Origin of the sequence: Streptomyces sp. NPDC047042, assembly GCF_040644035.1 — a bacterium.
In the GTDB taxonomy this organism is placed as follows: Bacteria; Actinomycetota; Actinomycetes; order Streptomycetales; family Streptomycetaceae; genus Streptomyces.
Genome location: NZ_JBEYVP010000010.1, coordinates 153231 through 175902 on the forward strand (window position 1 = coordinate 153231; position 22672 = coordinate 175902).

A 22672-nucleotide genomic window follows, 5' to 3' on the forward strand; every position below is an offset into this window, starting at 1 on the left:
AGTATCCCAGTCGGCGGCCGACTACCGGCAGCCTCCGCCGGCAGGTCAACGGAGCCCCGTCTCCGCGTCGCCGAGGTGGCGCAGCAGCGCGGCGACGACGGCACGGTGGGTCGGCTGCTCCAGCGCGCTGCCGAGCCCGGGGTCGCGTTCGCCGGCGAGGATCCGCTCCAGGACCGGCGCCATCGGCGCGAGGGCGGGGTCGGCGGCGAACCCGTCCAGGTTCTCCCGGGTCACCTCGTGCTCCCCGGTCGGGTCGAGGGCGTCGGCGATGAAGCTGCCGAGGGCGATGCCGAGGTACATCACCGTCCACAGCTCGACGGCCACGGTGCCCCGGCCGGCGAGGGCTTCGAGCGCCCGCACGGCCACCCCGGCGTCGAGGGGCGTCAGCCCGGCGAGAACACCCGGGCCGCGCTCACCGGCCTGGATACGGCCCAGTACGTCGGCCAGCGGGCCGAACATCGGGTCCACCGTGGCGACATGGGCGAGATGCTGGCGCAGCTTCACCTTCGCCGCCGTGTTGCGCCGCTCGGCGGCCACCAGCGCCGCCAGCACCGGCTCCCAGGTGATGCCCCACGCCGCCGCCTGTACGGGGGCGAGCCGGTCCGCCGCCGCTCTCTGCTCCGCCGCGCTCGTTCGCGCCTCCCTGACCAGTTCGGCGAGCGCCTCCCGGCTGCGTGCGAGCCCGGGGTCCAGGCCGGCCAGCAGCCGGTCCAGGGCCACGCCGGGCACCTCGGCCACCCGCGTACACAACTCCTCGACAGTCCCGGGCAGTTGAGCATCTGCCGTGGCCCCGAACTCCTGAAGGTCGCCCGCGAGGGACAGCGCGGCGTCCATCGTCCGGCCACCCCCGGTGAGTGTGGCGAGCAGCGCGCCCGTCAGATGGTGGGCGACCGCGCCCGCCGCGTCCCGCGCGTACGTGTGGAGGTAGGTGCCCAGGTTGGCGTGACCGACCGCGACGAACGCCGGAAGCCCCGCGCGGTACGCGTACCGCAGACTGTCCCGCTCCCGGGCGATCGCCACCTCGCCGTGCCCGCGCACGTCCGCCACATTGGCGAGCGCCCCGAACACCTCACCCAGGTAAGCGAAGTCCCCGGCGTCCTCGAACACCTCCCGGCACTCCTCCAGCAGCCGCAGCGCGTCCTGGATCCGGCCCAGACGCAGCAACGGCATGTACGCGGGCAGCCGGGCCTGCGCGAAGTCGGTGACCGGCGCGCCGCGCGCCCGTTTGGAGCTGCCCAGGTCGTCGGCGTACTCCAGCGCGCGCTGCCACTCGTGGGCCTCGATCGCGGCGCGCTGCCCGGTGTCGCACAGCTCCTCCCAGACCTGCCACCAGTCGACGCCCTCGCGCGGCCCGCGTTCCCGGGGCACGTCACGCATCCGCAGGCGCAGGGCGTCGGCCTCGGCGAGTACTTCGCCGGCCCGGGCGGTCTGGGACAGGACGTGCAGCCGCTGGACCTCGTACAGGAGCGTCGTCCAGGTGCCGAGGCCGGCCCGTCGCGCGTGGTCGGCGCCCTGTTCGGCGAAGGCGAGCGCCTCGGTGAGGCGTCCGGTGCGTACGCAGATGTCGACCAGGCCGCTGGTCGCGGAGGCGGCGGTGGCGTGGTCGCCGCGGGCGAGCGCGGAGTCGAGGTTGTGGCGCTCCTGGCGTTCGGCGAGGGCCGGGTCGGTCTCGTTGATCACCCGGGCCAGGGCGCTCGTCGGCGCCGCGACTCCGCTGTCCGGGGCGGACGCGGCGCGGGCCGCGATCCGGCGCAGCAGGGGCAGTACGCGGGCCCTGGTCGGGGCCGAGATGTCCCGGCGCAGTACGGCTTCCAGCAGCGTCGCGGCGGACGACTCCTGCCGCAGCCGGATCAGATAGGGCGCGGCGGCCAGCGCGGCGTGCGTGAGGAGCCGCCCGGCCAGCTGGGCGCCCTCGGCATCGGTGCCCTCGCGGGACCACGACAGCTCGAACACCCGCAGCCAGTATCCCGACAGCCGGGTGTCGACCATTTCCCGGACCCGCTCACCGGCCCGCGCCCGCCCCTCGGCGGCGACGGCGGCCTGGATCTCGTACGACTGTCCCGGCCGCGGGGTGAGCAGGCCCTGGGCGACGAGTGTGCGCAGCGCCGGCTCCACCGGTGTGTCCGGGTGACCGAGCCGGGCGCGCAGGTCGGGCCAGTTGTGGTCCACGGCGGGACGGGTGCGGTCGGTCTCCTCGAGGCAGCACAGGAAGTGGAACAAGTCCCGGTCCACGGGGGCGAGTTCGGCGGCGACACCGTCGGACCAGGCGCGCAGTACGCGAAGCAGCTCGGCGTCGCCGCCGTCCTTGTCGTCTTCGCCGCTCCCGCCCCCGGTTGCCGTCGAGGCCCGGTTCCCGGCGGCCAGCAGCCGGGTCAGGCGCTCCGGATCGGCGGCCTGGGCGTCGGCCAGCTCCAGCAACTTCGGGTGACCCTGGGCGAGTTGGAGAAGCCCGGTGGCGAGCTTGCGGGCGGCGGCGGGGGTCGTGCCGGGGAGGCGGCCGTCGATCAGCCGGGCCAGATGGGGGAGTTCGCGGGCGAGCAGCATGGCCTCGTCCGGGTTCAGCAGATCGACCGGCTCGGTCCGTACGCCCGCCCCCAGCCCGGCCGGCCGTACCCGTCCGCACAGGATCAGCCGCCCAGCCCCGCCGTGCGTGGCGAGCGCACCGACCAGCTCGCCCCAACTCCGCTCCCGCCAGGCCCTGTCGGGGGTCAGCAGTACGTCGATGCCGTCGATGACCAGCAGCGCCCGCTCCCGCTCCAGCCACGAGGAGACGGCACCGGCGAACTCCGCCGCCGACCGGTCGGACCCGCTCGGGTCGCCGTCCAGCAGATGCAGGCAGCGCAGCCCGGGCACCGCCTGTTCCAGGGTCAACGCGAAGGCGGCGAGCGCTCCGTCCGCGTACTGCGGCCCCCGGTGCGGTCGCCCACGTTCCTGTTCCTGCTCCTGGGGTGCCGTGAACCAGACGACCCGGTCGAAGGCATGGGCGTGCGTCGCCACCAACTCCCGTGCGCACGCCGTCTTTCCGGCGCCCGGCATCCCTTGCAGCAGCATCCCGCACAGCCCGCTGCGGGGAGCCAGTACGGCGCTCGCGCGGGCCAGAAGGGCGACGCGGCCGACGAAGTGCTCCGGTACGGGCGGGAGTTGGGCGGACAAACCCGTCTCGGCGGGCGGCGCCTCACCCACCGCCTCACCGACCACCTCACGCACCGGCGCGCCCATCCTCAGCCCCACCGCCCGCGCACCGAACAACGCCGGGGTCCCCGCCCGGAGAGCGGAACCCGCCCCGGCGTCCTCCTGCGACAACTCGCCCAGCACCTCCGCCAGGGCCCGCGGCAACGCCCGTCCCTCGACGACCAGTTGCCGGTACAGCCGCTCGGCGAGGGCGGTGGCGAACCCGTCCTCCACCGGGTACCGCATGGCCAGCACCGCGCACCCCAGCCGCTCGACGAGGTCCCCGGCGACGGCCCCGACGACCGCCTCCCCGGCGACCTCCTCGGCTCGCGACGCGGCCCCGGCCGCCGCCGACCAGCACGCCGACAGGGTGACAAGACCGACCCCATGGGCCGTACCGAGGAGATCGACGAGTTCGGGCCCGCGGATCCGGTCGGGGCGCCCGGCGTCGGTCTCCAGGAGCAGTTCACCGGGGGCGCCGTGCCCCGACACATGGACGAGGTCCCAGCCGGCCGGCCGCGCCAGCACGGTACGCAGCCGCTCCCGCGTCACCCCGTACTGCAGCGTGTGCAGCTCCACCGCGCGCCCGGCATGGGCCGCGTCCGTGAACAGCCGGGTCAGCGCCAGCCGTTCGCGCCGCAGGTTCAGCGCCCGGCTGCCCTCGGGCAGACTGAACAGCGCCAGCACCCGCACCGGCCCGCCGCCCTCACGCCCTTCCCGACCGCCTCCCGGGGGCGCTCCGCCCGCCCCGAGCTGCGTCACCAGGGTGACGTCCTGGACGGCGAGAGGCAGCCCCCGCGCATGGGCCAGCTCCAGAGGCACGAACATCAGGCGCCGAGCCGCGGGCACGTCCGCCGGTACGACGACCCGTACCACCGCAGGGGCCCACGCGAGCAGGGCGGGCGCCACGGGCCCGAGGACCTCCGCGCCGATCCAGGCGCCCACCTCCCGGACGATCTCCCGCTCCCGCACGGCCCGTACGTCCGGGGCGGCGTGCCGGCGCAGATAACCGGGCAGATCGAGGAAGGCCTCGTACTGGGGGCCGGCCGGGTCCAGGCGGACCTCGTGCCGGGTGACGACCTCGCCGTCCGGCGCCACCAGCACCCACCGCCAGCGGTCGGGGCCGGCGAAGTCCTCGACGAACAGGGTCAGTTCGGCGACCGGTCGCTCCGGCATCGCGGTCAGATCCCCAACTGCCCGCGCAGACCCCTGAGCATCGCGACCGTCTGTTCCACCCCGGGCCGCGCGGGGTGGCGGGCGGGGAGTTCACGCAAGCCGCGCGCGTACGACTCCTCCGCCTCGACGAGGTGTCTCAGCTCGCCGTTCTTGACGAGCCCGAAGAGCACACCGCCGAGGTTGACCAGCCGCACCCCGTGCATCGGGTGGTCCGCCGGGGTGTCACGCAGTGCGGCCCGGGCGTGCTCGGCGGCCTCGTTGAGGAGGTTGCTGTCGCCGCTCTTCCCGCCCTTGCGGAGAAGGGAGTTGGCGAGGTTGGACTCCTGCCCGGCGCGCTGCTCGCCCAGCGAGCCGCCGCCCGCCGGCATGAGCTCCAGACAGCCCCGGTACAGGGCGATGGCCTCGTCTATCGACTCCTCGTCCTGCGTGCTGTCGTAGACCTCCTGGAGGGCGGTGGCCAGTGACGACATGTGCCGGGGGAGTTCCGAGTCGCCGGGCGGGGACTTGTCGACGGCCTGGCGCCCGTAGTCGACGGCCTTGATCAGGTCGGGCGCTCCCCGGTCCCGTTCCCAGCTCAGCCGGTGCAGCATGCACAGTGAGGACAGTGCGGCGGCGTGCCGGACATCGTCCACCGGGTAGACCTGCAGGGCGAGTTCGGCGGCCTGCAGCGAGCCGCGCAGCAGCTTCGGGTCGCCGGTGCGGCCGTACGCCAGCCGCAGGTCGTCGGAGACGCCGAGGGGTTCGAGGTTCTCGGACTCGGCGGCGGCGCCGGCCTTGTCGTAGCTCCTGGACCTGGATCTGCCGAACCATCTGGCCATGCGCGGGCTCCCCCCTGAAAAGCTTCCGTCACCCCCTCCTCCCCGCGAATCAAGAGCCAAACACCCTATGCCGTAGGCAAGTTCGACCCAAAAAGGAGTTGATGTACGGGCGGTCGACGGCCGTTCAGCCCTTGCTGACCGCCGCGAGGATCTCCGGCAGCCGACGTGCCGTGCGCGGGGCGGCGAGGCGCAGTCCCAGCACGGTCAGCAGGACCCCGTATGCGGCGCCCACGGGCAGCAGCAGCCAGCCCCACCGGTCGCCGCCCGAGGAGACGTTCAGCCAGACGGTGAGGGCGATGACCGGGGCGCACAGCAGGGCGGCCCCGACCATGCCGCCGAGAATCGCGACCGTCGCCAGCCCGGACTGCCCGGGGGCCACGTTCTTGTACCCCTCCTGCGGGATCGAGTACGGGAACCTCGCCGACGCCCAGGCCCCGGACGCCAGCATCGCCCCCAGCAGCGCGAGCGACAGCCCGAGCGCCTCCGGCAGCTTCGCCCACTCACCGAGCAGCGCGGTGGTGACGACGACCACGAGGGTGGCGTACGGCAGGCAGATCAGCGCCAACGCCAGCGCCCGGCCGCGCAGTTCGACGTACGCGTCCCGAGTGGACGAGATCGTCATCGCGACCATCCAGAAGGCGGAGGTGTCCTGGCCGAACTGGTTGTACATCTGGATGCCGAGCATCCCGGCCGCGAAGCAGGCGATGTAGATCGAACCGGTGCCCTGCATCGCGTTGAACACCGGCACGATCAGCCCGATCGCCAGCGAAGTCACCCACGCGGCCTTGGTCTTGGGGTCGCGCCACGCATACCGCAGACTCCGTTCCATCACGGTCCCGGTACGCCCGCCCGGCAGCAGCCCCGCGAGCCCGCCGACGCCCCGCTCCCGGGCCACGGAAGGCTCGGCGGCCTGAAGAGTGGACCCGTCGGGAGCAGTCATCAGCCGAGTGAGCGTCCGCGACCAGACTCGCACCGCCAGCACCAACGTGCCCGCGCTGAGCGCGAGTTGAGCGACGGCGACCCCGTACGACCCGTCGCTCACCGCGTCCACCGCCCCGATCGCGGAGGCGGGCGGCACCCACGCCAACACCTCGGCGACCGGGTCGAGTTGACCGAGCCCGGCCGAACCGAGCCGCTGCACACCGAAGTTGACGAGCTGCGCCCCGACCGCGATGACCAGCCCGCTGAGTAGGGCGAGATCGCGGCCCTTGCGACTGCTGAGCAGCCGCACGTTGGCCGCGGCGACGGCCCGCGCGAGCGCCACGCACACCAGCAGCGCGAGCGGGACAGCCACGAGCGCCACGACGAACGCCGCCGCACCCCGCGCCACGGCGATCACCGACCCGACGAGCAGGGACAGCGTGAACAGCGGCCCTATACCGACGAGCGAGGCCACGAGCAGCGCCCTGACCAGCGGCCGGGGCCGCAACGGGAGCATCACCAGCCGGGTCGGGTCGAGAGTCTCGTCCCCGCTGGGAAAGAACAGCGGCATGACCGCCCAGCCCAACGCCATCACCGCGAGGAGCAGGACGGCGACGGACGCGGCGTGCGAGTTGCCCCGCAGAGCGACCAGCCCGAGGAACTGGAGCGCGGCGAGCAGCACCACGACGACAAGGGAGGAGATGTACACGGCCCGCCGCCCAGCCGACTGCCGCAGCCCGTTGGTGAGCAACGACAACTTCAGCCGCACGACGACGGGAGTGATCGAAGGGCCGGCGCCCTTTGCCGCTGCCCTCATCGGGCGCCGCCGCCCAGCCAGTCCAGGTCGGACCCGTGGTCGCGCCCGCTCGCGCCGACGAGTTCGAGGAACGCCTGCTGCAGCGAGGAGGCCTCGCCGCGCACCTCGGCCAGCGGGCCGTGCGCCCGGATACGTCCCGCCGCCATCACCGCGACCCAGTCGCACAGCGACTCGACCAGCTCCATGACGTGCGAGGAGAAGACGACGGTGGCGCCGGAGGCGGTGTACCGCTCCAGCACACCCCGGATGATCTGCGCCGACACCGGGTCCACGCCCTCGAACGGCTCGTCGAGGAAGAGGACTTCGGGATTGTGGAGGAGGGCGGCGGCGAGGCCGATCTTCTTGCGCATGCCGGTCGAGTAGTCGACGACGAGCTTGTGCTGCGCGCCGGCCAGATCGAGGACGTCGAGCAGCTGGGCGGCCCGCTTGTCGACCTCGGCGCCGGGCAGTCCGCGCAACCGCCCCGAGTAGGCGAGGAGTTCACGCCCGGACAGCCGCTCGAAGAGCCGAAGCCCTTCGGGCAGCACCCCGATCCGCGCCTTGACCTCGACCGGGTCCCGCCACACGTCGTGCCCCACGACCTCGACGGTGCCCTGGTCGGGCCGCAGCAGCCCGGTCACCATCGACAGAGTGGTAGTCTTTCCGGCCCCGTTGGGCCCGACAAGCCCGACGAACTTCCCCGCGGGCAACTCCAGATCGATCCCGGCAACAGCAACCTGCTCCCCAAACCGCTTCCAAAGCCCCCGCACACACACGGCAACCCCATCAACCATGCCCCGACCCTAAGCGTCAGGCTGTCCATGGACACGGGGCTGGACCTGATTGTCTTCAGAGACGCGGGGCTGCATCCGATCGGCAGCAACGGCAGGCTTTTCAGTTGACGCGCGGCTGCATCCGATTGGCGGCAACGGAACGCTTTTCAGTTGACGCGGGGCTACATCCGATCGGCGGCAACAGGACGCTTTTAGGGGCGCGGGGAACTGCGCGACAAGCCACAACGCCCCCGCACCCGCCACTCAACCGAAACCAGGCACCCCATTAGGCGAACTAGCGATCCCTGCCGCACGCATACGCAAGCGGCGAGATCAACTCCTCCGCATCCGGCAACCACCGATTCGCAGGCGTAGGCCGGCAGGCCCACTGCACAGCCCCCCGAGACCCATACCGAGTAGGCGGCGCAGCCACATACGCCCCCTCCCCCAACGCCACCAGATCCAGCGACGCCGGCGACCACCCCAACTTGCGCACAAGATCCGGCACCTTCGCCGAAGCCCCCGGCAGCACAAAGAACCGCATCCGCCGATCCGGCGTCAACGTCACCGGCCCCAGTGTCAGTTCCATCCGCTCCATGCGCGCCAGCGCGAGAAACCCCGCGGTCTCAGGCACGTCAATCGCATCGAACGTATGCCCGGTCGGCAGCAGGATCGACGCCGTCGGCTGCTCGGTCCACAGCCGGCGCGCGACGGTCGCACTGCCTGTGGCCTGCGTCGCCCAGTCGGGCCGCGACGGGTGTGCGCCGGGCAGGGCGCACGCGGTGTCGCCGCAGGAGCAGCGCTGCACCCCGTCGACTGCTTCCAGCCACGTACCGGGAAACACGTCCCAGTGGCGCTCTTCGGCGTACCGGACGGCGGTTTCCAAGAGGGATTCGCCGCGTTGCTTGGGGATTTGGGCAGCATCAGGGCCCGCGATGGTCTCTTCCACGATGAGGACAACTCTAGTGGGATTCATGAGTTACGCATGTCACATGCGCGGGGGAGGAGCATCGATTCCGCATCTGGGGCGCATGGATGCATGTGCGGGGGCGCGCAGGAGGATCCCGGACGGGGCTGGGTAGGCAGGGGAGGGCCGGGGATCCGCCTTTACCCCGGCAATCCTCACATGCTTCGCATTGTCGGCATGGCTGCGGGGCATTGATCTTCGAGGCCGGATCTTTTCGCCGTACTCGTCCGCTTCACGGGCCGCGTACGGAAGGGGCTCCGGGCACGGAAGACACGTCAACTCGGTGCGTGGGCACGCCACCGCAGCCACAGGGGGTACGCCATGGCCGCAAGGCCTCTCGTCGCGCGGCAGCCGAACGAACGGCTGCAGGCGCTCATCCAGGAAGCGGGCTGCTCGAACGCCGGGCTGGCCCGCCGGGTCAACATGTGCGGCGCGGAGCACGGCCACGATCTGCGGTACGACAAGACGTCCGTGGCCCGCTGGCTGCGCGGACAGCAGCCCCGGGGCCGGGCGCCCGCGATCATCGCCGAGGCCCTCGGCCGCAAACTCGGCCGTACGGTCACGATCGACGAGATCGGCATGGCCAACGGCAAGAACCTCGCCTCGGGCGTCGGGCTCCAGTTCTCCCCGACCGTCCTCGGCGCCATCGAGCAGGTGTGTGAGCTGTGGCGCAGCGACGTGGGCCGGCGGGACTTCCTGTCCGGTTCGTCCGTCGCCGCGTCCGCGCTCGTGGAGCCCAGCCGCGACTGGTTGATCTCGTCCCCCGACTCCCAGGTGGCGCGCCAGGCGGGGCCGCGCGTGGGGCCGTCGGACGTGGCGGCGGTGCGCGCGATGACACAGGCGCTGACCGACCTGGACCACCAGTTCGGCAGCGGCCATGTGCGTCCGGTCATCGTGCACTACCTCAACAGCGTCGTCTCCGGTCTGCTGGCGGGCTCGTACCGGGAGGCGGTCGGGCGTGATCTGTTCGCCGCCGTCGCACGGCTGACCGAACTCGCCGGGTACATGGCCGTCGACACCGGCCAGCCCGGTCTCGCCCAGCGCTACTACATCCAGGCGCTCCGGCTCGCCCAGGCGGCGGGGGACCGGGGGTATGGAGGGTACGTACTCGCCGCCTCCATGAGCCACCTCGCCGCGCAGCTCGGGAACCCGCGGGAGATCGCCCAGCTGGCGAGGGCCGCGCAGGAGGGGGCGCGTGGCAGGGTCACCCCGCGCGCGGAGGCGATGTTCTACGCGGCGGAGGCCCGGGGCCACGCGTTGATGGGGGACGCGCGGGCGGCCCAGCTGGCGTCGGGGCGCGCGATCGACGCGCTGGACGCGGCCGATCCGGAGTCGGGGGACGACCCGGCGTGGATCGCGCACTTCGACGGGGCCTACCTGGCCGACGAGTTGGCGCACTGCCACCGGGACCTCGGCCAGGCCGAGGCGGCGGCGCGATGCGCCCAGGAGTCGCTGGACGGGCACCCGGAGACACGGGCGCGGCGCCGGGCCATCGGGCTGGTGCTGCTGGCCACGGCACAGGTCCAGCAGCGCGAGGTGGAGGAGGCCTGCCACACGGGTCTGCGCGCGGTGGAACTCCTGGGCACCCTGCGCTCCAACCGGGGCGCCGAGTACCTGGACGACCTCCACGCGCGCCTGGAGCCGTACCGCGAGGAAGCGGTGGTCAGGGAGTTCGGGGCGCGCCTCGACCTGCGGGCGGCGGCGTGACGGGAGACACACCGGGACGCTGAGGGGCTGGTGGGGGAGCGGTCCGGCCCTGTGCTGCGGCAAAACGGATTCCGGGAACCCGGTAGCGTTAACCGAAGATTCCGAAGGTCCCCCATTAGTAGGAGTCCCGGTGACGCAGAGTGGACAGGGCGAGGAGCCCTCGCCGCGCGTGGCGCGCGAAGGCATCGTGCTGCCCTCCGACGGTGGCGAACCGCTGCTGCCGGGTATGACGGGGAGCAGCGGCGGCAGACCGGCCCCCACCCCGGCCGCGCCTCCGCCCCCGGCCCCGAACCCGGCCGGCGGCCAGACCTGGGGACAGCCGTGGGGCCCGGACGCCGACGGGGCTCAGCACCAGGGCGGGCACCCCGGCCAGGCTCAGTCGGCCGAGGGCTGGCCGACGCCGCCCGACGCCCAGCAGCACCAGCAGCAGCACCAGCAACAGTGGGGCCCCGAGGGCCAGTTCCACCCACAGTCCAACCCTCACACCAACCCGTACTCCGCCCCCCAGCCCCAGGCGCAGCAACAGCCCGAGCAGCAGGCCCCGTCGGCACCGGCGTGGGACAACGACCCGCGTGTGTCCGGGGGTTGGTCCCAGCAGCCCGGTTACGGCGCCGGGTCCGCGCCGCTGCCGCCCGCGGCCGGAGGTGCGCCCATGCCGCAGTACCAGCAGCCGTACGGCCGGCAGTACGGCGGCGGCGCCCCGCTGCCCCCCGAGGGCGGCGCGGCCGTCCCGTACGCCGCCGCCCCCGGCGCCCCGCTGCCGCCCGCCGACGAGGGCGCGACCCAGTACATCCCCCCGGTTCCCGGCAGCGCAGGCCCGGTCGCGGACCCGGCCAACCAGTACTACGCGCCGCATGTCAACGAGGCGGCGACGCAGTTCATCCCGCCGGTTCCCGGCAACGCGGGCCCGGTGGGCGACCCGGCCACGCAGTACCTCCCGCCGGTCGCCGCGCACGCCCCCGCGCCCGGTCCCGCCGCGCCGCACGTCAACGAGGCGGCGACGCAGTTCCTGCCGCCCGTGGGCCCCGGCGCGCTGCCGCCCGAGGCGCAGGCCGAGGCGACCACGTACCTGGGCCGGGTGCCGCAGGCGGCCCCCGCGGGGTCCGACGCCGACGCCACCCAGTACATCCCGCCGGTGCCCGGAGGGTCGTACGGCATACCCGCCGGCGGCGCCGACGGCCGGCAGCCGCCCTCCGACTTCGACAACCTCTTCCGCACCGGCCCCGGCTCCGACGCCCCGGCCGGCTCCACCCAGCAGCTGCCCCGCATCCAGCCCCAGCAGCCCCAGCAGCCGCACCAGTACCAGCAGCAGTCCGCCCCCGCTCCGTCCTACGGCCAGCAGGCTCCGTACGGCGCCCAGCAGCCCTCGTACGGCTTCCCGGGTCAGACCCACGACATGGACGACCGGTACGACGGGGACGACGGGAGGGGTGGCAAGCGTTCGCGCGTGCCCGTCATCGCGGCCCTCGGGATCGGGATCATCGTGCTCGGGATCGGCGCCGGCGCCCTGCTGAGCGGCGGGGGCGGCGACAGCGACACCGAGGCGGGCAACAAGACGGTCGCGGCGACCTCGGGCGCGCCGGAGGAGTCCAAGGCCCCGGCCGCCGACCCGGCGAAGGCGCAGGCCGTCGAACTGGACAAGCTGCTCGCCGACAGCAACAACAGCCGCGACGCGGTGATCAAGGCCGTGGCGGACGTCAAGGCCTGCCGGAATCTCGGCCAGGCCGCCTCCGACCTGCGTGGCGCGGCCCAGCAGCGCGGTGAGCTGGTCACCCGGCTCTCCGCACTGGACGTCGACAAGCTCCCCGAGCACGACCAGCTGACCGATGCCCTCACCAAGGCCTGGCACGCGTCCCAGTCGGCCGACGACCACTACGCGGCCTGGGCGGACCAGGTGGCGGGCAAGAACGGCTGCAAGAAGGGCCAGGCCCGTACGACCGGCCAGACGCAGAAGGGCAACCAGCAGAGCGGCATCGCCACCGCCCAGAAGGCGAAGGCGGCCGAGCTGTGGAACGCGATCGCCCAGCCGTACGGCCTGACGGAGCGCCAGTCCACCCAGCTCTGACCGCTCGGCTCGTCGAACTCTCCCGGCCTGCTCAGTCCTCGACGCTCTCCAGCAGCTTCGACGTGTTGACGAAGCCCCTGCGGGCTGCGACGAGCCGGCCCTCGCGGACGACCTGGAGGGTCACCCGCGCGTTGACCAGGCGCGGGAAGCCCGCCACGGCGAGCAGGTCCTCCAGGCGCCAGCGCAGCGTCGGGGTGAGGCCCCCGGTGGTGACTCGCAGGCCGTCGTCGAGGGCCCGCCGGACGGTGATCGAGGAGACTTCGCCGCCTTCCAGCGACTCCACGACCGCCTTCAGGACGGTGTACGCGATCCAGGTGGTCTGCACACCCGCGTCCTGCGGGTCGATGCGGTTGTCGCCGAAGGCCTCTTCGCTGATGACCTTCTTCATCTGTGCCCAGCGGACGTCACCGGCGGCTGGGTACCAGCCGGTGATGTACGAGTCCTCGTACGGGCCCGACCTGCCGCCGTTCGCGTTGATCACCGTCTGGTCGACGCTGCCGAGCATGGCGGCGGTGCGTACGGCCGGGTAGTCCTGGCGGTCGCGCCGGAAGGAGTCCATGAAGGTGTTGGTGCGGTCCCCGAGCGCCGGCACCACGCACCCCTTGCGCCGGGACTCCGGGTCCGTCGTGTGTTCCAGCGCGACCTTGGTCTGCGTGCCGTACTCGGTGGCGTTCTCGGCGGCCAGCTGGTCGAGCGCCGGATCGTGCCCGCCCGCCCGCAGGCCGGAGTCGAGGAGCTGGGGCAGCTGGTCGCCGGCGATGGAGTCGGGGCGGACCAGGGCGACGGGGCCGCAGACCTCGGCGAGTTCCTTGCCGAGGCCGGCGAGGAGGGCGGGCGAGCCGCCGTTGACCGGGTAGGACATCGGGTTGGTGAACTCGTCGTTGGTGACGCCGTAGCCGCCGATGTACGGGATTCCGGCGGAGGCCAGCGGGCCCAGGAAGTCGTCGCCGAACTGGCTGTAGGAGCCGACGACCGCGACGACGTCCTCGTCCGCGGCGCGGCGGGCGCACTTCGCCGCTGCCACCCGCTCGTTGTGGTCGTTGCAGGTCAGGACCTTGAGCTTGCGCCCGTTCAGACCGCCGGTCGCGTTGATCCAGCGGGCGTACGCCTGGGCCATGGCCGGCATGCCGGGCTTGTTGGTCGCGTCGGTGTTCTCCGGCGCCCAGGTCATGACGGTGATGTCGCTTCCCGTACCGTCCGAGGTGCCGGGGACGACCCCGCAGCCGGCGGCGAGCGCCGCGCACACGGCGAGCGCGCCGGCGGCCCGGACACGCCGGACACCCCGGGCTCCGGGGAGGTTGTTGCGGAAGGTGCTGCGGATGCGTCGCCTGCCGGTCATGGGCACGCACGATTCCGTCACACAGCCAACCCACGTGTGACTGTCGGTCGACAGCCGGTGGCGGTGAGGTGAATTACGGGGGGTGTGGGTCTCGTTTTCGAGGGGAACGTACGATCGATGACCGTGCAAGGTTCGGAAGACTCTTCCCGTCGCGGCCGTCGCTCCTCCACCATGGGCGGCATGCCACTCAACGACATGCCGTGGTGGCGCTGGCGCAGCAATGTGCGCTCCGCGCTGCACATGCTCTCCGACCCGGCGTTCCAGCGGGACGTCTGGCTGGCCGGCGTCGACGGGTACGGGGACGTCACCGACGCCGTGTACCGCCTGGTCGAGGACACCTGGCTGGACAGCTGGTCCGCCGAGAAGTACGTCGGCACGATCTTCCGGGACTCCCAGGAAGCCGCCCTCGTCGACACCGCCGTGCTCCGCGTCCTGCGGATCATGCACCAGGTCGGCCCGGACGCCCCCGTCTCGGCGTACCTCGACCACGCGGGCTGGCCGGAGGCGGTCCGGGCGGCCCGGGACGCACACGTGCGCCTCGCGTCGAGCGACGGGGAGGAACCGGACGTCCCGCCGCGCACGCTGGAAGTCCTGCGGATACTGACGCGCTCGGCGTAGGCCGGGCCAGGGTGGCCCGCCGTGGCCGGCCCGTTCCGGGTGGCCCGCCATGGCCGGCCCGTTCCGGGTGGTCCATTCCGGTCGGCCCAGTCCGGGGGGCCCGGTCCGGTCGGCCAATCCCGGGGGGCCCGGTCCGGTCGGCCAATCCCGGATGGCCCGGTCCGGGTGGCCCTGCCGGTCGGCCCGTTCCGGTCGGCCCGTTCCGGTTGGCGGACGGGAGTCGGCCGCCCGGGGCGGATATGGGACCCTGTCCGGCATGAACGAGCAGTCCAGCCAGGCCGTCGACACCGGCGCGGCCCCCGCCGAGCAGTACGTCCTCACCCTCTCCTGCCCCGACAAGCAGGGCATCGTGCACGCCGTGTCGAGCTATCTCTTCATGACCGGCTGCAACATCGAGGACAGCCAGCAGTTCGGCGACCGGGACACGGGACTGTTCTTCATGCGCGTCCACTTCTCGGGCGAGTCGCCCGTGACGGTGGAGAAACTGCGGGCGAGCTTCGCGGCGATCGGTGACGCCTTCCACATGGACTGGCAGATCCACCGGGCCGAGGACCGTATGCGGGTCGTCCTGATGGTCAGCAAGTTCGGCCACTGCCTCAACGACCTCCTCTTCCGCGCCCGTATCGGCGCGTTGCCCGTGGACATCGCGGCGGTCGTCTCCAACCACACCGACTTCGCCGAGCTGGTCGACTCGTACGACGTCCCCTTCGTCCACATCCCGGTGACGAAGGACACGAAGGCACAGGCGGAGGCGCAGCTGCTGGAGCTGGTGCGCGAGAAGAACGTGGAACTGGTCGTTCTGGCCCGCTACATGCAGGTGCTGTCCGACGACCTGTGCAAGGCGCTCAGCGGGCGGATCATCAACATCCACCACTCCTTCCTCCCGAGCTTCAAGGGCGCGAAGCCGTACCACCAGGCGCACGCCCGGGGCGTGAAGCTGATCGGGGCCACGGCCCACTACGTCACGGCAGACCTCGACGAGGGCCCGATCATCGAGCAGGAGGTCGAGCGCGTCGCCCACGACGTGACCCCGGACCAGCTGGTGGCCATCGGCCGCGACGTGGAGTGCCAGGCACTGGCACGGGCGGTGAAGTGGCACGCGGAGAGGCGAATCCTGCTGAACGGGCGCCGGACGGTCGTGTTCGCTTAGGGGCTGGGACCGACGCTGGGGGCGTGGGCGCCTGGGTGGGGCGGCGGGTGGTCTTCCCGGGGCGCTTCAGGCCTCGTGCCCGATGCCGCGATCGGGCGCGCTCATGTCACCGGTAGCCGGAATGCCGTCGGCGAGCCCGTAGCGCAGGTACACGGTGCCCTTGGGGCCGGCTGCCGGGGGGTCGACGAGTGTCAGGTTCGTGGGGACCTCGCCGCCGTCGAACAGCTTCTTTCCGACGCCGAGGACGATCGGGTGCACCAGGAGGTCGAGGCGGTCGAACAGCTTCTCGCGCAGGAGCGTCTGGACCAGGTCCAGGCTGCCGACGACCTTCACGTTCTCGTGCCGGTCACGGATCTCGCGCACAGCGGCGGCCAGATCAGGGCCGAGGTGCGTGGACCCGGCCCAGGAGAGGTCGGGCGTACCGCGGGACGCCACGTACTTCGGGACGCTGTTGAAGAGAGCGGCGATCTCGTTGTCCTCGCCGCTCTGGTGCGGCCAGTAGTCGGCGAAGAGGTCGTACGTCCGCCGGCCGAGCAGCAGGGCGTCCGTGCCCTTGTACGCGGCGAGGATCTGCTCCCCGGTGAACTCGTCCAGCAGGGGCACCTGCCACCCGCCGAACGGAAACCCCGCCGGGTCCTCCTCGGGCCCGCCGGGCGCCTGCCCGACGAGGTCGAGCGAGGTGAACATCTCGATGTGAATGAGGCCCATGGCTTGCTCCCGGTGAGTGGGCTGGCCGGCTGTCTCGGTCGGGGGGTAGACCTGCCGACGCCGGCGAACTCATCGGTGCGGCGGGCGCCGATTGCGTACGCGTCTTCGTACGCATCACAGCCGTGGGCGGGGCGGGGCGGGGTGCCGTCACACCGGTGTCGGGTGACGGCACCTCGCTGTGCCGACGGGACCCGTCTGTGCTGACGGGGACCCTACGTCAGCAGTCCAGGTACGAGTCGTAGATCCAGACGCCGGTGGGGCCGCCCACCACGTCGCCCATGACCCAGCGGCCGTCACTGTCGCGGTAGACGAACTGCTGCCCCCTGTTCACCTTGCCCAGGACGGGGAAGTTGGTGCCGGGGCCGCCGCGCAGGTTGACCCCGTCGTCGTTGACGACGCAGACGAGGTCCTGCCGCACCGCCTGCGACGCTGCGAGGGTGGCCTCCGCGGCCTGCCCGGTCTGTGCGAGGGGGCCGGCGGCCAGCGTGAGCCCGGTGATCAGGACGGCCGTGGCCAGGATTCGCTTGTTCACGGGATTCCTCTTTTCGTTCGTTTTTCCGTTCGTTGTCCGGTCCTCGGAGCGGGACCCGATGCACCGTTTGTAGCCGCTAATCTGTTGTTCAAGTCCGGTCGGCCGATGCCGAACAAACGCATGCCGAACAATCCGAGTGACCGGGGGAAAGGGCGCGCGCGTGCCACGGGGAGAACGTCCGCTGGACCCGGACGGCGGTCCGCTGTCCGAATTCGCGGCGCGTTTACGGAAACTGCGGGACCAGGCGGGCCGTCCCACCTACCGGGACCTCGCCCGCGACGCCCACTACTCGATCGCGACGCTGTCCTCGGCCGCGGCTGGACGCCAGCTGCCCAGCCTGGCCGTCACCCTCGCCTATGTCCGTGCCTGCGGCGGTGACGAGCGGGAGTGGAAGCTGATCTGGCGACGGACGGCAGACGCGTGCGGCGGCGACACGACCACGTCGACCGAGACCGGCGGAAGGGAAACGAACGGTGCCAAGCCGCCCTATGTGGGTCTGGCCGCGTTCGGAAAGGACGACGCCGGTGTTTTCTTCGGCCGCGAGAAACTCACCAGTACCCTCGTCGAACATTTGAAGGAAAAGCGGTTGCTGGTCCTGTTCGGGGCGTCGGGATCCGGTAAGTCGTCGGTATTGCGCGCGGGTGTGCTTCCCGCCTTTCCCGGTGCCTCCCCCCTCGTCCTCACCCCCGGCCCGCATCCGCTCGAGGAATGCGCCGTACGACTGGCGGCCCGCGCCCATACCTCTCACGACCAGGTCCACGCCGCGCTCACGGCCGATCCGCACGCCTTCCACCGGCTGGTGCGGCAGATCCTCGCCGAGCGACAGGAGCGGGGCGACGCGGCGGACGAACTGCTCGTCGTCGTGGACCAGTTCGAAGAGGTGTTCACCGTCTGCCGCGACGCGCGGGAACGGGAGCGGTTCGTCGCCGCGCTCCTGCACGCGGCACTCGCACCCGACAGCCGCACGCGCATCGCCATCGCCGTACGCTCCGACTTCTACACGCACTGCACGCGGCTGCCCGGCCTCGTCGAGGCACTGCCCCACGCCCACCATCCCGTCGGCCCGATGACCGCCGAGGAGTTGAGGTCGGCGATCGTGCAGCCCGCCGCCCGCTCCCGGCTCACCGTCGAGAACGCCCTGCTGACCACCCTCATGGCGGACGCCCATGGCAGGCCAGGCGCGCTCCCCCTGCTCTCGCACGCCCTGCTGGAGACCTGGAAGCGCCGCCGGGGCAACGCCCTCACGCTGGCCGGCCACCGCGCGGCGGGCGGCTTCGAGGGCGCGCTCACCCAGACCGCCGAGGAGTTCCACAACGCCCTGAGCGACAGCCGGCAGCGGGCCGCCCGGCGGCTGTTCCTGCGGCTCGTCGCACTGGGCGAGGGCACCGAGGACACCAAACGCCGGGTGCCGCGTCAGGAACTCGACGGCGGCCCCGACACCGAATTCGTCCTCGAACAGGCCACCCGGGCCAGGCTGCTGACCGCCGACGGCGACCACGTGGAGATCGCCCACGAGGTACTGATCCGCTGCTGGCCCCGGCTCGGCGGCTGGCTGGACGAGGACCGCGAACAGGAGCGTCTGCACCGCGCGCTCACCGAGGCCACCACCCTCTGGGAGTCCCTGGACCACGACCCCGACACCCTGTACCGCGGAGTGCGCCTCGCCGCCGCGAAGGATCTTCCGCCCGAGGAACTGACCGCCCGGGAAAGGGCCTTCCTCGACGCCTGCGAGTCGGCGGCGCTCGAGCAGCAACGGCGCGACCGCCGCCGACTGAGCAGGCTGCGCCGCATGGTCGCCGCCCTGGCCGTGCTCCTTGTGTGCGCGGTGGCCGCCGTCGGCTTCGCCGTTCGCGCGCAGGACACCATCACCCGGCAGCGCAACGAGGCCGTGGTCCTGCGTGCCGCCGACGAGTCCGTACGGCTGAGCCCGCACGATCCGTCACTGGCCGCCCAGATCGCGCTGGCCGCCTACCGCCACGCCCCGCAGAAACGCACCCGGGACGCCCTGCTCAGCACCCTCTCCGTCGCGTCGGCGGGCCCGCGGCTGATCGGGCGCACACCGGCCGGGCACACACCGGCCGTGACAGTCGACGGCCGCACGCTCGCCATGGCCGACGGCCCGTACACCGTCCTTTGGGACATGGCGGACCCACGGCGGCCCCGCCGGCTCGGCACCATCGACGGCGACGGAGCCGGCCTGAACTTCATCGAGTTCACCCCACACGGCGACACCCTGATCGGAGCGGGCGGCGACCACACGCTCCGGCTGTGGGACGTGTCCGACCCGATGCGGCCGAGGCTGTTGTCGAAGCGGCCCACCGGGCACACGGAGGCCGTCTACGCCGTCGCCGTGCGCGGGGACGGCCGAATGGCCGCCACCAGCAGTTACGACGACACCGTCCGCCTCTGGGACATCAGGGACCCGGCACGCCCACGCAGCCTCGACACGCTGACCGGGCACCGGGGCAACGTGAAACCCGTGGCCTTCAGCGCCGACGGAACGACCCTGGCCTCCGGCTCCGACGACCGCACCGTCCGCATCTGGGACATGACCCACCGGGCCCACGCCACCCTCGCCGTCCTCGAGGGACACCAGAACTTCGTCGACGCCCTCGCCTACAGCCCCGACGGCCGGACGCTGCTGAGCGGAAGCGACGACCGCACGGCGAAACTGTGGGACATCGGCGCCCTTCCCCACCACCGTGACCTGGGCGAACTGGGGAGGCACGCCGACATCGTCGCCGGAGTGGCTTTCGCTCCACACGGCCGTACGGCGGTGACGGTCGGCGTGGACGGCACGGTGAACACCTGGGACGTGACCGACCGCAGGCACCCCGCCCCACTGGCCGTCCTCACCAACCCCGGCGGCTCGGTCAAGGAGGTCCGCCACCTCGCGTCCGACGGCACGATCCTCACCGTGACCGCCCACCGCAGCGTCCAGGTCTGGTACACGGACCTCACCCGAGTCCTGACCGCCGCGTGCGACCCCGTCGACACCACCATCACCCGGGCCCAGTGGTCCCACCACTTCCCTCGGCTGGACTATGCCCCGCCGTGTCCGTCCCTACATCCGGCTCAGTGAAGCCGCCGCGAACAGCACATCCCTGATGGCCTCCCGGTCGCCGTCCTGGCCTGCCGCCGCTTCCTCCGGGGGTACGTGGCCTGCCGCGAGTTGGCAGAACTCCGTGCCGTCCAGGGCGACATGGGCCACCTCGTGGGCCGCCGAGGGCAGGGCGGCCGGGGAGTCCAGGGGGATCAGCCATTCGCCGCCGCCGCAGCCCTCGATCTCCAGGCGGAGGCTGCGGCCCGGTTCGCCGGCCGGGACCAGGTGGCGGGTCGTCCGGCTCGGGGAGGCCAGGCCTGCCCGGCGGCGGGCGGCCAGGGCCTGGGGGAGCATGCGGGCCGCGAGGTCGATCATGCCGTGGAGGTGGCGCGGTGCGGGCGGGTCGTAGGGGTAGTCGACCGCCTCCGCGATGTCACCGGCGTGCACCCAGCACTCGAAGGCGCGGTCCAACATCGCCTCGTTCAACGGCAGTTGGAAGTCGCCGTACGGTACGGGCAGCTTTCCCGAGCCTCCGCCCGCGAAGGCCACCGTCCGTACGATGTCGTGGCTCTGCTCCCGCCACGGCACCCTCACGGAGCGGGTCGGCGGGAAGTACGAGGCTCGCCAGTACGCCTCCGTACGGCCCGCCGGTGTCGGCGCGACCGGCGTCTTGTGCTCGCCGGTGAGCGGGTCGTCGAGGCCCAGCGCGACCGCGACCAGGCCGTCCACGCTCAGCAGATGCGCGATGACACCGGCGACCGTCGTACGCCTGGACGTCTGCTCGTCGGCCTCGAACCAGCGCAGCCGCACGGGCGCGTGCCACTCGGCGTCCCCGAAGTCCTGGAGCAGGGCGTCGAGTCGGGCCGTCTCCGCGTCGTACGGGGCCGCCCACTCCGGTACCGGGATGCGCGGCGGACGCCGGTCCAGGCAGCCCTGCAGGACGCGGGTGCGCAGGGTCGGGTCCAGGTCCAGGGGTTCCGGCCGCTGGAGCAGCTCCACCGCCTCGCGCAGGCGCCGCGCCTCGTCCGCGCACGCTCCGCACTCCCCGAGATGCTCCTCGACGGCCAGCGTCTCCTCCGGCGCGCACGCGGCCAGCGCCCACGCCCCGAGCAGCGACCTCAGCACGTCATGTTCCAGGACGAGAGGGGCGAGAGGGGCGACGACCGGTACGGGGGCCGCGTCGGGGAGGGCGTGGCCCGTGTCCTCGACCGAGGAGCGCGGCATCGGTATGCGAGGTGGGCCGTCGCCGGGGCCGGGTTCGGGTTTGCCTTCCGGGCCTCCCGGTCCCTTGCCGCCGCCGGCATCGTCGCCCGCGTCGTCTCCGGGGTGCCGGGGGCCATGCCCCTCGTGCTCCTCGTACCCCTCCCAGGCCCCGTCCTCCTGGCCCGCGCCGCTCATACCGCGCCCCCGTATTCGGGGGGTGCCCCCGGTGTGCCCGTGTCGTGGGCCGTGGACAGGAGTTGGAGGCCGAGGCGCAGGCGGCGGCGGGCCTCCGCCTCCGTGACGCCCAGGTCGGCGGCGGTCTGGCGGTAGTCACGTCGTTGGAAGTACGCCAGTTCCAGGGCCGCGCGCAGCGGGGCCGGCATCGACGTGACGATGTAGTCCGCCCGGGCGGCGACCGAGGCGCGGCGGACCCGGCGTTCCAGTTCCTCCAGGGAGCCCGTGGAACTCGTGGAGGCCGTGGAGGCCGTAGAGGAACCCGAGGCCTCGTCGGTACTGGTACTGGTGCTGTCGGGGTCGTTGTTGGCCAGCGCTGCCGTCTCCGTCTGGCGCAGGCGCTGGACCGCCAGGCGGTGGGTCAGAGTGGCCAGCCAGGAACGCAGCGGGCCCTCTTTGGGCTCATAGGTGTCGGGGTGCTGCCAGACGTGGGCGAAGACCTCGCGGGTGATGCGGTCGGCCGCCTGCTCGTCGCCCAGGACACGGTGGGCGAGGCCGTGCACGAGTGAGGCGAAGCGGTCGTACAGCTCGCCGAGCGCGGCTGCCTCCCCGCGCGCGAGCCGCTGCTGCATCTTGCGGTCCCAGCGGGGCGGTGTGTCCTGCTTCGCCATGCTGCTCCCTCACCCCCTGTACCGCTGTCCAGGTCCGGCGGTCGCCCACCTTCTCCTCGAATGTAGTCGGCCCCTCCGACAGCCCACTCCGCTTTGCGGCATTGTGCGCCCTTCCAGGCGCCAAAGATGGTAGAGAACCGACGAAGAGTGACTGATTGTGACCTCTTCTGCGTTGCTTTCGATCGAATACGATCGTGAGTGACCGAAACAAGCCCCCTGTAAACCGCTTGCAAGTCTCTTGCACTCTCGGCCGAGTCGATGTGCGGTGTTTGGTGACACGGCTGTTGGGCAGCCGCGTCAACAGGAAGCGTAGGTCGGGCTTCCGTTTGTGTTGGACGAGTCGGGCGAGTCGGACGAGAGGCGTGATGGTGGCGTTCAAGGTGACCGACGGCGAGCGCGGCGGTTGGATCGTGATCCAGGTGTCCGGAGAGATGGACCTGGTCACCTCACCGGAGTTGCGACAACGGGTCCACAGTGCGGTGGCCGAGGGGCGCCATCGTGTCGTCCTCGATCTGTCCGAGGTCGTGTTCTGCGACTCCAGCGGTGTCGGCGTCCTCATCGCCACCCGCCGGCTGATGCGCTCCTGCCAGGGCAGTCTGCGCCTGATCCTGCCCGCGCAGGGCGCCGCGGACAGCGCCCACGCCCACCACGTCAACCGGGTCCTCAACGCCCTGGGAGTCCGCCGTCTCTTCGACGTCTACGCGGACCTCACCACGGCGGCCGACGAGTCGGCGGCACCGCTCCAGGCCGCCACGCCCGCGTGAAGCCCGAGTGACGCGGTTCGTCATGCGCGTGGTGACGTACTTCGTGACGCGGTCGTCGTGGAATTCCCCCAGTCTT

Annotated in this window: 16 protein-coding genes; 6 read left to right on the forward strand and 10 right to left on the reverse strand. The window is 72.3% G+C overall.

All coding sequences use genetic code 11. The annotated features are described in order from the left end of the window. Positions 1-45 precede the first annotated feature (45 nt). The 5 genes from ABZ855_RS13845 to ABZ855_RS13865 form a co-directional block, all read right to left on the reverse strand. Positions 46-4347 carry a CHAT domain-containing protein gene (locus tag ABZ855_RS13845; RefSeq protein WP_360805927.1) on the reverse strand — a complete coding sequence of 1434 codons (4302 nt, stop codon included), beginning with the start codon at positions 4345-4347 and terminating at the stop codon, positions 46-48. A gap of 5 nt (positions 4348-4352) precedes the next feature. Then, positions 4353-5165, reverse strand: coding sequence for a hypothetical protein (locus ABZ855_RS13850; RefSeq protein ID WP_360805930.1), 813 nt, complete (start codon positions 5163-5165; stop codon positions 4353-4355). Positions 5166-5289: 124 nt separating this feature from the next. Next, complete coding sequence (locus ABZ855_RS13855) at positions 5290-6903, reverse strand: transporter (protein ID WP_360805933.1); 1614 nt, start codon at positions 6901-6903, stop codon at positions 5290-5292. Next, complete coding sequence (locus tag ABZ855_RS13860; protein ID WP_360805935.1) at positions 6900-7676, reverse strand: ABC transporter ATP-binding protein; 777 nt, start codon at positions 7674-7676, stop codon at positions 6900-6902. The genes ABZ855_RS13855 and ABZ855_RS13860 overlap by 4 nt, the downstream gene beginning before the upstream one ends. A gap of 274 nt (positions 7677-7950) precedes the next feature. Then, positions 7951-8604 carry a bifunctional DNA primase/polymerase gene (locus ABZ855_RS13865; RefSeq protein WP_360805938.1) on the reverse strand — a complete coding sequence of 218 codons (654 nt, stop codon included), beginning with the start codon at positions 8602-8604 and terminating at the stop codon, positions 7951-7953. A 339-nt stretch (positions 8605-8943) separates the two neighbouring features. Here ABZ855_RS13865 and ABZ855_RS13870 point away from each other — a divergent pair, with 339 nt between their 5' ends. Together ABZ855_RS13870 and ABZ855_RS13875 are read left to right on the forward strand one after the other, a co-directional pair. Next, positions 8944-10329: a transcriptional regulator gene (locus ABZ855_RS13870; RefSeq protein WP_360805941.1), complete on the forward strand. Its 1386-nt coding sequence runs from the start codon at positions 8944-8946 to the stop codon at positions 10327-10329. Positions 10330-10459: 130 nt separating this feature from the next. Next, positions 10460-12394 carry a hypothetical protein gene (locus ABZ855_RS13875; protein WP_360805944.1) on the forward strand — a complete coding sequence of 645 codons (1935 nt, stop codon included), beginning with the start codon at positions 10460-10462 and terminating at the stop codon, positions 12392-12394. Positions 12395-12425: 31 nt separating this feature from the next. On the opposite strand, the gene ABZ855_RS13880 is transcribed toward ABZ855_RS13875, so the two are convergent. Next, a complete protein-coding gene (locus tag ABZ855_RS13880) occupies positions 12426-13733 on the reverse strand; it encodes an ABC transporter substrate-binding protein (RefSeq protein ID WP_360805947.1) in 1308 nt (435 codons plus the stop codon). Between the two features lie 117 nt (positions 13734-13850). Here ABZ855_RS13880 and ABZ855_RS13885 point away from each other — a divergent pair, with 117 nt between their 5' ends. Together ABZ855_RS13885 and purU are read left to right on the forward strand one after the other, a co-directional pair. After that, on the forward strand, positions 13851-14351 hold the full coding sequence (locus ABZ855_RS13885) for a hypothetical protein (RefSeq protein ID WP_360805950.1): 501 nt from the start codon (positions 13851-13853) through the stop codon (positions 14349-14351). Between the two features lie 256 nt (positions 14352-14607). Further along, the gene (gene purU, locus ABZ855_RS13890; protein WP_360805953.1) at positions 14608-15501 is read left to right on the forward strand and encodes a formyltetrahydrofolate deformylase; all 894 of its coding nucleotides are present in this window, start codon (positions 14608-14610) and stop codon (positions 15499-15501) included. Between the two features lie 66 nt (positions 15502-15567). On the opposite strand, the gene ABZ855_RS13895 is transcribed toward purU, so the two are convergent. Beyond that, positions 15568-16209 (reverse strand): dihydrofolate reductase family protein, encoded by a 642-nt coding sequence (locus ABZ855_RS13895; protein ID WP_360805956.1) that lies wholly within the window; start codon positions 16207-16209, stop codon positions 15568-15570. Positions 16210-16426: 217 nt separating this feature from the next. Further along, the gene (locus ABZ855_RS13900; RefSeq protein ID WP_360805959.1) at positions 16427-16741 is read right to left on the reverse strand and encodes an SH3 domain-containing protein; all 315 of its coding nucleotides are present in this window, start codon (positions 16739-16741) and stop codon (positions 16427-16429) included. Positions 16742-16901: 160 nt separating this feature from the next. On the opposite strand from ABZ855_RS13900, the gene ABZ855_RS13905 reads away from it, so the two are divergent. Beyond that, entirely contained in the window at positions 16902-19823 is a 2922-nt protein-coding gene (locus tag ABZ855_RS13905) for a helix-turn-helix domain-containing protein (RefSeq protein ID WP_360805962.1), read from the forward strand. Here the strand turns inward: ABZ855_RS13905 and ABZ855_RS13910 are convergent. Together ABZ855_RS13910 and ABZ855_RS13915 are read right to left on the reverse strand one after the other, a co-directional pair. After that, positions 19806-21182, reverse strand: a complete 1377-nt coding sequence (locus ABZ855_RS13910) for a zf-HC2 domain-containing protein (protein ID WP_360805965.1) — start codon at positions 21180-21182, stop codon at positions 19806-19808. The genes ABZ855_RS13905 and ABZ855_RS13910 overlap by 18 nt on opposite strands. Continuing rightward, a complete protein-coding gene (locus tag ABZ855_RS13915) occupies positions 21179-21832 on the reverse strand; it encodes a sigma-70 family RNA polymerase sigma factor (RefSeq protein WP_360805968.1) in 654 nt (217 codons plus the stop codon). Before ABZ855_RS13915 ends, ABZ855_RS13910 begins: the two co-directional genes overlap by 4 nt. 362 nt (positions 21833-22194) lie before the next feature. Here ABZ855_RS13915 and ABZ855_RS13920 point away from each other — a divergent pair, with 362 nt between their 5' ends. After that, positions 22195-22596, forward strand: coding sequence for an STAS domain-containing protein (locus tag ABZ855_RS13920; RefSeq protein ID WP_319208903.1), 402 nt, complete (start codon positions 22195-22197; stop codon positions 22594-22596). Positions 22597-22672 lie beyond the last annotated feature (76 nt).